Raw genomic sequence first — 11,752 nt, forward strand, 5'->3', positions numbered from 1 at the left:
CCACCCGGCTGTCGGGGCGTACGCCTTGCGCAATCAGCCAGTGGGCCAGTTGGTTGGCCCGGGCATTCAGCTCGGCGTAACTGAGCGACTGCTCTTCAAACACCACTGCGGTTGCGTCCGGGTTGCGGACCACCTGCGCCTCAATCAGGGTATGCAGGCATGACTCATCGGGGAATGGCGTTGCCGTCTGGTTAAACCGGTTGAGCACCAGATCCCGTTCAGCGTCCGTGAGGATATTCAGGGAGCCGACAGCTTGCGTCGGTGCCGACACCATCTGCTGTAACAGGGCGTGCCAGTAACCGAGATAGCGTTGAACCGTCTCCGCATCAAATAATGCTGTGGCGTAGTTCAGCGTTCCGGAAAGCTGACCATCCATTTCAAAGAGATCCAATGTCAGATCAAACTGCGCGGTCCGACGTTCTGTTTCCAGTAACGAGAGTGTGACCCCGGACAGCGCCTGCGCCTCTTGAGGGGTATTTTGCAAACTCAGCATCACTTGGAACAGGGGCGGATGAGACATGTTTCTCGTTGGTGCGACTGATTCCACCACCTGCTCGAACGGAATGTCCTGATGCGCCTGTGCTGCCAGTGCGGTGGTTTTCACCTGCGCCAGCAGATCGATCGTGTTCGGACGATCAGACAGATCAACCCGGATCGCCTGTGTATTGACGAACATGCCGATCAAAGGTTCGACTTCGGCACGGGTACGTCCGGCAATCGGCGAGCCGATCACCACATCATCCTGACTGGCGAGACGTCCCATTAAGGCAGACCAGCTCGCGAGTAACGTCATGTACAGTGTACAGCCGTGACGACGACTCAAATCTCTGAGCCCGTCGGTGATTGCCTGATCAAGCCGGACCGGAATGACTGCGCCTTCATAAGACTGATAAGCCGGTCTGCTACGATCCGTCGGTAAGGTCAGACAGTCAGGAATGCCCTGCAACTGCTGCATCCAATAGGCTTGTTGCTGTTGCAGAACGTCTCCTTGCAAGTAGCGCTGTTGCCATGCCGCAAAATCACCATACTGAATGGTTAGCGCTGGCAACGGATCCGCAGCACCGTGGGTAAACGCATTATACAGTTCACCCAGTTCACGGATGAAAACGTTAACCGACCACCCATCGGAAATGATGTGGTGCATCGCAATTCGCAACCAATGTTCTTCATCACTGACACGAATCAGTTGTCCCTGCAGCAAGCGTCCGCTGTCGAGACTGAACTGCGGTTGGAACGGAGCATCAGTTTGGGTTGCTATCACCAGTGGAAAACCGACCGCTTCAGATTCGACCACCTGAGTTGCCAGCCCGTCACATTCCGTGAAATGCGTGCGTAGAATTTCATGTCGGGCCACAATACGGTCCAGCGCCTGCTGAAGTGCTGCAACGTCTAATTGTCCGCGTAGTCTGGTTCCCCCGGCAATAACATAAGCCGATGATGCCGCAGGATTCATCTGTGACAAGAACCATAACCGTTGTTGTGCCAACGACAGCGGGGGTGTTTGCTGATCTGAGTGCGGCGTAATCGCGGGTAAGTGCTGCTGTGCAGACGCAAGGTGACCGTCTTGCAGTGTGGCAGCAAGCTCAGACAATACCGGATGGGCAAACAGTGTCGTCAGCGATATTTCAAACCCAAGCGCAACGCGGATCCGAGACACCAGCTGGATAGCGATCAAGGAGTGTCCACCGAGTGCGAAGAAATCGTCATGACGACCGACTTGCTCAACACCCAAAAGACCCGACCAAATCGCCGCCAGTCTGGTTTCCACATCTCCCTGTGGCGCTTCATACGTGCGGCGCGGCAGCGACGAAGCATCGACTGCGGGTAATGCTTTGCGGTCTACCTTGCCATTCGGCGTCAGCGGGAATGCATCCAGCGCTATATAAATCCCCGGCACCATGTAATCCGGTAAACGTCGCCGTAATTCAGCTTTTAAACCGTCCTCGAAATCCTCACCGGATTGCGCACCTTCTTCTGCCACATAGTAACCCACCAACCGGGGCTCACCGTCCGCCATCTCCGGCGCAGCAACCACCGCATCCGCTATCCCGTCATATCCCTGCATCAGAGACTCGATTTCTCCCAGCTCAATCCGGAATCCCCGAATTTTGACCTGAAAATCACTCCGGCCTAAACAGGTAATCCGACCCTCACTGTCCCAGCGACCCAAGTCACCGGTTTGGTACATCCGCTCGCCAGATTCAGTCGCAAACGGGTCCGCAATAAACCGCTCCGCCGTTAAGTCATCACGGTTAAGATATCCGGCCGTCACCCCAGCCCCGGCTATGTATATCTCACCACTGGCACCGACCGGCACCGGCTGGTGAGACTCATCCAGAATATAAATCCGTGTGTTGCCAATCGGTTTGCCTATCAATACCCCCTCATCCGTTAAACTCAACGGATGCGTCGCAGACCAGACCGTGGTCTCCGTCGGGCCATACATATTCCACAACTGACCGACGCGACTGAGAATCTCATCCGCCAAGACTTTCGAGAATGATTCACCGCCAATCAGACCGCTTAATCGCGGGGAGCCCTGCCAGCCGGCCGCCAACAACAGTTTCCACGTCGCCGGGGTTGCCTGAAACAGCGTGATGTCCTGATTATCCAGATAAGCTGCCAGCGCTTCACCATCCCGTGACAATGCTTTGTCCGCCAGATGCAGGGCGGCACCACTCAAGAGCGGCAGATAGATTTCCAGCACGTGAATATCGAATGAAATCGTGGTCACCGCCAGTAAGCGGTCATCGCCACTGACCTGATGTTGCTGCTGCTGGCTGGTCAGGAAGTTGACCACCGAGCGATGCGGCACCATCACCCCTTTCGGTTGTCCGGTCGAGCCGGAGGTGTAAATCACATACGCCAGATGGTCGCTGGTCAGGGGCGCAACCACCGGATTATCCATTGGCTCATCCGCCAATGATTCCCGATTGAGCGCCAGTACCTGTAACTGCGCGGCCTGCTCACCGAATGTCCCGGCAATATCAACCGTGCCGTCGGTAATCAGTACCACCGGACGGCTGTCGGCCACCATGTATTGCAGCCGCTCGGACGGGAACAAGGGGTCAAGCGGCACATAAGCACCGCCCGCTTTGAGCGTTGCCAGTAAGGTAGTGACCATGGCACAACTGCGCTCGACCATCACCGCGACATAACTGCCCGGTGTCACCCCGAGTGTCATCAGGCGATGAGCTAACTGATTGGCCTGAGTATTCAGCGCGGCATAGCTCAGGGAATCATTGCCCGCAATCACCGCCAGTGCATCAGGGGTCTGCGCTGCTTGCTTTTCGAATAACTGGTGCAGGCACGCTTGCTCAGGATATGGCATTGCGGTCTGGTTAAAGCGGTTCAGTACATTGTCACGTTCATCAACAGGCAAAAGATCCAATTGACTAACCGATGTATCGGGCTGGGTCATCAGTGTGCTCACCAACCCATGCAGTGCAGTCACGATCATCGCACCGATCCGCTCGCCACCGACGCGCCGACTGACATGAATATCTAACGAAAATCCGCCGTTAACAATATCGTTCACCGCCACCGTTAACGGGTAGTTGGTATTTTCAGCAGCGAAGACCACCGAACCCAGCGCATCGGTCTCTTCGGTATGCTGCGCACTGCCGCCTTGATAGCGGTAGTTGAGCAGCGAGCTGAATAATGGCGTTTGATTGCTCAAGCCACTACACTGCTGAGCCAAAGCTAATGAAGTATGCTCATGTTCGAGTAATTCACCCAACCGTTGTTGAGTCTGGGCCAGTGCCGATTCTGCCGATGCACCGACAAAAGAAAGCCGTAACGGCAGGGTATTGAGGAACATCCCGAGCACGCGATCAGCCCCTTCCCCGCCAGCCATACGACCGAACAGCACGGTGCCGAAAACCACATCGTCCTGCCCCGTGGCCATACGCACCACTAATCCCCATGCGAGGTGGAATAACGCAGCCGGACTCAGACCTTTCTGACGCGCCAGCACGCGCAACTGCTGCGCCAGATGCGGCTCAATCGCGACGTGAACCCCTTCTTCCAGTTCACTTTGTGTCTGTAGTCCGAATGGTACACAAGGTTCATCAAGGTCACCCAGCAACGCTTGGAAATAACGCAAATGGTCATCGCGGTCGGACTGGTTCAGCGTGGTTTGCGCGACAAAATTACGGAACGGTAGCGGCTTGGGCAACAGCGCTTCCTGCCCCGTCACGTAAGACTGCACCTCTTCAACCAGTAATTCCAGCGTGGTGTGGTCATTACATAAATGATGGAATAAAAAGCACAACAGCCAGCGCTCTTGCGCCGGATCTGCGACTTTATAAATTTCAATCATCGGCGCATGCTGAATATCCATCCGGGTCCGGGCCGGATCAAAGTGACGGCTCAGTGCCTCAGCCACATCATCGGTCTGTTCAACGTGATCAAGCTGAGAAGCATTGAGGGTTTTCAGTACCACCGGAGCTTCACGCCACACCACTTGGACGGGCGTATTCAGGCCATCCCAAACGACGGCGGTGCGCAAAATGTCATGGCGCTGCACCACCTGCTGCAGTGCGCTCATGAACGTCTCGATTTCCGCTTCATTCCTGAAACTTTGAATAAACCGGGTAATGTACGGGTCACCTTGTTCGGCCAGTAAATGGTGGAATAAGATCCCCTCCTGAAGTGGTGCCAACGGATAAATATCTTGAATATTCGCCGCACCGCCAACGACAGTCTGGCTGATCCGATCGATCTCTGACTGCTCCAGAGTCACTAACGGCAGCATTTCTGGGGTAATATGCTGACAGTCTGCCGGAATCAGATTCGGTGGAATCTCGCTCTGCTGAGCCGGGTTGAGTGCAATCAGTGTTTCAGCCAGTGCCGCCAAAGTCGGCCGGGCAAACAGATCTCGGATCACCATCTGATAACCCTGCTGACGTAACCGTTCGATCATTTGTACCGCTAGTAACGACTGACCGCCGAGTTCGAAGAAGTTATCATCCCGGCCCACGTGTTCTACACCGAGTAACGCGGACCAGATGCCGGCCAAAGTGGATTCAACGACACCTTCGGGCGCGGCAAACGCCTGACGGACAAAAGCACTTTCATCCGGCTCAGGCAGAGCTTTGCGGTCAACTTTACCGTTAGCGTTGAGCGGCATTTTATCCAGTGCGACATATGCTTTCGGCACCATGTAATCGGGCAAACGCTCAGCTAATCGTGATTTCAGCTCGGCTGCCGTGACGTGCTGATCTTGTGTAGTAAAATAAGCGACAAGACGTTTCGAACCGGCATCCGCACCTTGGGCAAGCACAACCGCACTATCAGCACCACTTGAGATCAATGCCACTTCGATTTCACCCAGTTCAATCCGGAATCCGCGAATCTTGACCTGAAAATCGTTCCGGCCGATAAATTCGATTGTGCCGTCCGGGTGTCTGTAACCTAAATCACCGGTTTTATACATCCGTGCATTTGGCTGCGGTGAGTATGGATCTGGAATAAAACGTTCAGCAGTCAACTCATCTTGATTGAGATACCCCAATGCGACCCCGTCACCACCGATATATAATTCACCGACCACGCCTTGTGGCACCGGTTGCCCCTGACTGTTCAACAAATACACCTGCGTATTGCCGATAGGATAACCAAGCGGAATACTCACAGCATCTTCACCCACGACAGTGACTTCATGAGTTAAAGCAAAGGTGGTGGTTTCTGTCGGGCCATAGCAGTGCACCACATGCTGTGGCGCTCCCTCGGACAGCACGCGTCGGATTACCATTGGATCAGGTGAATCCCCGCCAAATAATAGATAGCGCAGTCCCGGTAACACCGTTTTCAAATCTTGCGCATACTGATTGAACAAGCCAATCGTCATCCACAACACGCTGACTTGGTGATGTATCAATGCCTGCTCAAGTGCCTGAACGTTCAGTAAGGTCTCTTGATCAATCACGACCACCGCAGCGCCGTTAAGCAGCGGTGCCCACACTTCTAAGGTGGTGGCATCAAATGCCGGGTTGGCCGCGAACGAAAAACGGTCTGAGGGTTGAACCGTCATATAACCATTATTGCGCACCAGTCGTGCAATCCCTTTGTGGGGGACGACGACACCTTTTGGCTGACCCGTTGAGCCCGAGGTGTACATGACATAAGCCGGAGACTCACCGCTGACGGCCACCGATACCGGTTCATCACGGCTCTCCGTGATCAGCGACGCATCCATCTCCAAAACCTTCAGAGACGGGTAATCTGCCGCCGCACCCGGTTCTGCAATCAGAATGGTCGCACCGCTATTGTCCAGTACATAATCCAGTCGCTCGGTCGGGGCAGCCGGATCGAGCGGCACATACACTGCGCCGACTTTGAGAACCGCCAGCTCCGCCTGAATCAAAGCAGCGGAACGGGGCAGTCGCATCGCGACTCGCTGCCCCGGCTGAACGCCAAGCGTCTGCAGTCTGTAAGCCAGCGCATTCGCTCTTGCCTCCAGCATGGCGTATGTCAGATCGCCATCATCGGTCACCACCGCTGTCGCATCGGGCGATGCACTGACCTGTTCTGTAAACAGCGCATGAACGCCCTTATCTGCGGGATAATCGTAACGGGTCTGGTTGTATTGATGAATGACCGTTTGGAATTCATCCTCATCGAGAATCGGTAACGCGGTGACCGGTAATTCGGGCTGTTCAACCATACCTTGCAGTAATCGGATCCAATAGCCGAGATAGCGCTCCACTGTCGCTTTTTCAAACAAGGCGGTCGCATAATTCAGATAACCGGACAGGGAGTCACCCGATTCGCTGAGGAGCAGACTCAAATCAAACTTCGCGGTCTTAAACGGTTCTTCTTCCGGAGATAAAGAGATGCCGGGCAGGCTCAATGTTGAGTCCGGTAGGTTCTGCAGGGCAAAGATCACCTGAAACAGCGGAGTATAGGCCGGATCCCGGGTCGTCAGCGTCGCCTCAACCACCTGTTCAAACGGAATATCTTGATTGGACTGTGCCGCCAGTGCCGTGGCTTTCACTTGTGCCAGTAACGCGGGCGTGTCGGGTTGCTGACTTAAATCCATCCGGAGTGCCTGCGTATTGACAAACATCCCGATCAAACCTTCCAACTCAGCGCGATTACGCCCGGCGACCGGCGCACCGATCACCACATCATCCTGACTGGACAGCCGACTCATCAACGTTGCCCAACTGGCAAACAGGGTCATAAACAGGGTGGTATCATGACGCTGCCCCAACGCTTTCAACGCTGCGGTCAGCGCCGGATCTAACGTGAAGTTCACACTGGCACCGGCATGATCTTGCACTGCCGGGCGTGGAAAATCGGTTTTGAGCGCCAGACACTCCGGCGCATCTTTCAGTTGTTCAACCCAGTAGTCCCGTTGACGGGGAATGACCGATTCGGCAAAAGATTGTTGCCAGTGAGCATAATCGGCAAACTGAATCGGTAACGGTGGCAGCGGGTTGCTTTGCCCCTGACACAACGCGGCATACAGCATGCCGACTTCGCGGATAAACACACTCATCGACCAGCCATCGGCGATCGCATGATGTAGCGCCACACGCAGCACGAACTCATGTTCCTGAATATGAACCAGTTCGGCTCTGACCAGCGGCCCTACCGATAAATTAAAATGGGGCAGATAAGGCTCGGAGAGATCAATCAGATCAACTTGATCGCGTGTGATCTCATCGAGTAAAAAACCAGCATCCGCAGGCATGACCCGTTGTAAAGGCTGACCATCCCGAGTCGTGAAAATCGTTCTGAGGGATTCATGGCGGGAGACCATCTGATCCAGTGTTTCTCGCAATATGGCGATATTCAGCTGACCTTTCAGCCGGAATGAACCGTTAATAATATAGGCATCGGATGCACTCTGCTCCATTTCAGACAGGAACCAAATGCGTCGCTGTGCCAGTGCTAAAGGCTCTCCTTCTGGAGAGCGGGCAACAGGCGCAATGGCCGCAGGCTTTTCTTTCTGTTTCCGCTTCAGGCCTCGTGCTTTTGCCAGCTCAAATAATTTGACCACGTCATCGCCAGACAAATTATTCATCGATGCACCTAAATCATCATTTGTACTCATGGTGTATGTCTCCCATTATTCTGCTAAATCCATTAAATCGCTGACATCAAACTCAGCAAGACCGATATAAGCCACACGTTGACTAAACGCGGCTAATGTGGGATGAGAGAAAAGCTCAACCAATGGCACTTCCAAATCCAGTTCATTGCGAATTCTTGAAATTAATTGGGCAGCCAGCAATGAATGTCCTCCCAACTCAAAGAAGCTGTCCTGACGACCGACGGCTTCAACCTGAAGTAGCGCCTGCCAAATATCAGCAACCATCTCTTCGAGATCGCCCAGCGGTGCTTCATACTCCCGGCGCACCAATGCGCTTTCATCCGGCTCGGGCAATGCCCGGCGGTCAACCTTACCGTTCGCCGTCAGTGGCATCTCAGCCAGCGCAACATAAGCCGCCGGTACCATGTAATCCGGTAAATGCGACGCCAGACGCGCCTTCAGTTCACTCGCTGTCAGTGACGCATCACCCTGCGTGAAGTAAGCCACCAGTCGTTTCGAGGCTGAATCACCCGTAGCAATCACCACCGCTGACGACACACCACATGACACCAGCGCCGACTCAATCTCGCCCAGCTCAATCCGGAAGCCCCGAACCTTGACCTGAAAATCATTCCGCCCGACAAACTCGATTGTCCCGTCGGCTCGCAAATACCCAAGGTCGCCCGTCCGGTACATCCGCGCATCCGGGCGTGATGAATACGGGTCTGGGATAAACCGCTCCGCGGTCAGCTCATCTTGGTTGAGATAACCCAACGCGACACCATCACCGCCGATATGCAGCTCACCCACCACACCTTGTGGCACCGGCTGGCCGTGCGCGTTAAGCAGATAGACTTGGGTATTGCCAATCGGACGACCCAGCGGAATACTCACCGCCTCCTCAGCGACCGAGGTGATTGCATGAGTTAAGGCAAATGTGGTGGTTTCCGTCGGACCGTAACCGTTGAGCAGATGTTGTGGCGCACTCTCCGCCAACACCCGACGGATTACGGCCGGGTCAAGGGCATCCCCGCCCACCAGCAGATAACGCAGGCTTGGCAACACCGCTTTTAACCCTGATGCATACTGATTGAACAGACCGACCGTCAACCACAGAATACTGACCTGATGGTCGGTTAACGCTTGGGCAAAAGCCTCAACGTTGAGTAACGTCTCTTGCTCAATCACCACCACCGCAGCGCCGTTGAGCAGCGGTGCCCACACTTCTAACGTGGTGGCATCAAAGGCCGGGTTGGCAGCGAGCGCGACCCGGTCTGACGGTTGCACCGCCATATAGCCGTTATTCAGTACCAGTCTGGCAATCGCCCGATGTGGCACGACGACACCTTTTGGCTGACCGGTCGATCCCGAGGTGTACATCACATAGGCCGGGGTATCACCGCTGACCGGCACAGAAACTGCTTCATCACGGGTTTCATTGAGCAGCGACGGCGTCATCTCTAAGACATGCAGGGACGGATAATCCACCGCAGTACCGGATTCCGCGAGCACCACGGTTGCACCGCTATCGTGTAACACATAGTCCAGTCGCTCCGCCGGGGCATTCGGGTCAAGCGGTACATACACACCGCCACATTTAAGAATCGCCAGCTCCGCCACCACTAAGGCGGCTGAACGCGGCAAGCGCACCGCAACCCGCTGTCCCGGAGTCACCCCAAGCATTTGGAGTCGGTGTGCCAGCGCATTAGCTCGCGCCTCTAACATCGCATAATGCCATTCACCGGTTTCAGTGATAACGGCAATGGCATCCGGTGATGCGCTCGCCTGTTGGCTGAACAGCGTATGCACTCCGCAATCGGACGGATAGGCATTGTGGGTTTGATTCAAGTGGTGCAGCAGGTGTTGCTGTTCACTGTCGGTCAGCATCGGTAGTGCACTCACCGGTAACTCAGGCTGACGCACCATGTTTTCCAACAGGGTGACCCAGTAGCTGAGATAGCGCTGCACGGTTTCCGGCTCAAACAACGCAGTTGCATAATTCAGCGAGCCTTCAATGCGATCCGCTGATTCATGGACGATCAAACTCAGATCAAACTGGGCGCTACTGGATTCTTCCGCTAACAATGACAAGCTCATCCCATCGAGCTCAATCCGTTCTTCCGGTAAGTTCTGTAATGCAAACAGCACCTGAAAAATAGGGCTGTAAGCGAGACTTCGTGTCGGGGCGACAGCCTCAACAACCTGTTCAAACGGAATATCCTGATGTGCCTGTGCCTGTAACGAAGTCAATTTAATCTGGTTCAGCAGCGCAATGCTATCCGGCTGATCGCTCAGGTTGACCCGCAATGCTTGCGTGTTGACAAACATCCCGATCAAGTCTTCCAATTCACTTTGCGTCCGTCCGGCGACCGGAGAGCCGATTACGATATCTTCCTGACCGGAGAGCCGGCTCATGACCACGGACCATCCGGCAAGCAAAGTCATGTAGAGCGTACTGCGATGCCGCTGACTGAATTCACGTAAAGACGCCGTGAGCGACGGTGATAAACTGACCGAAATCTCAGCCCCTGCGTAATTCTGCGTAGCCGGACGGGCTCGATCCATCGGTAATGTCAGACAATCCGGAATATCACGTAACTGTTCAGTCCAATACTGTTGCTGACGTTGCAACACTTCGCCCTGCAGATGTGCCTGCTGCCACGCCGCATAGTCACCGTATTGGATACGCAATGGTGGCAATGGATCCACCTGCCCCTGACAGAACGCACGATACAACGTCGAGAGTTCACGAGTCAGTACCCCAATTGACCAACCGTCGGCAATCATATGGTGCATGGCAATTCGTAACCAATGCTCGTTTTCATGAATACGGATCAGTTGCCCTTGAATTAATGAGCCTAGGGTTAACTCAAACTGGGGCTGGAACGGTGACAATTCATCGAGCAATGCCTCACCATCCAACCAATGAATCGGGAACTCATGTCGGACTTTGCTGACTATCTGCACAGGGACCCCATCAAGATCCGCAAAGTGTGTCCGTAACGGTGCGTGACGGGCAACAATCTGATTCAGCGCTCGCTGTAACGCATCAATGTTTAACTGACCTTCCAGACGTAACCCACCGGTAATCACATACGCTGAAACGGAGTCCGGATCCATTTGTGACAAGAACCACAACCGTTTCTGCGCCAGTGACAATGGGATCGCTTGCCCTTCCGGCAATGGCGTAATCGCCGGTAATGTCGAGCCTTGGGCATCATCCAGCAGGGCTGCCACTTCATGTAAGGTTGAATGGGAGAACAGCGTCGCCAGTGATAACTCCCGACCCAGTTGCTCACGCACCCGTGACACCATTCGCACCGCCAGCAAAGAGTGACCGCCCAGCTCAAAGAAGTTGTCTGACCGGCCGACCTGCTCAACGCCCAATAGCTCAGACCAAATCGCCGCCAGTTTTTCCTCGGCATCCCCGACCGGTGCCTGATATTCATGCCGCACCACCGAACTGACATCCGGTGCCGGTAAGGCTTTACGGTTCACTTTGCCGTTTGGCGTCAATGGCATCGCATCAATCACCACATATACCGCCGGCACCATATGCGCCGGTAAACGCTCAGACAGTTCAGCTTTCAGTGTTGCCACATCCGGCACCGCGTCTTGATTCACCGCGGTGTAGTAACCGACTAACTGTTTGTCTCCGCTCTCGCCAAAGGCACGCGCAATCACCACCGCATCCTGCACACCGCCACAACC

2 protein-coding genes are annotated in these 11,752 nt (G+C 54.6%); both read right to left on the reverse strand.

Translation table 11 applies throughout. The features are described 5' to 3' along the window. Positions 1-8,062, reverse strand: an 8,062-nt coding sequence (locus VRK_RS17655; protein WP_157372003.1) for an amino acid adenylation domain-containing protein, incomplete at its 3' end; no start/stop codon positions are given. A 15-nt stretch (positions 8,063-8,077) separates the two neighbouring features. Then, positions 8,078-11,752 (reverse strand): non-ribosomal peptide synthetase (locus VRK_RS17660; protein WP_197413176.1); only part of this gene is annotated, 3,675 nt, incomplete at its 5' end.

This window comes from Vibrio sp. MEBiC08052 (assembly GCF_001506075.1).
Lineage (GTDB): Bacteria > Pseudomonadota > Gammaproteobacteria > Enterobacterales > Vibrionaceae > Vibrio.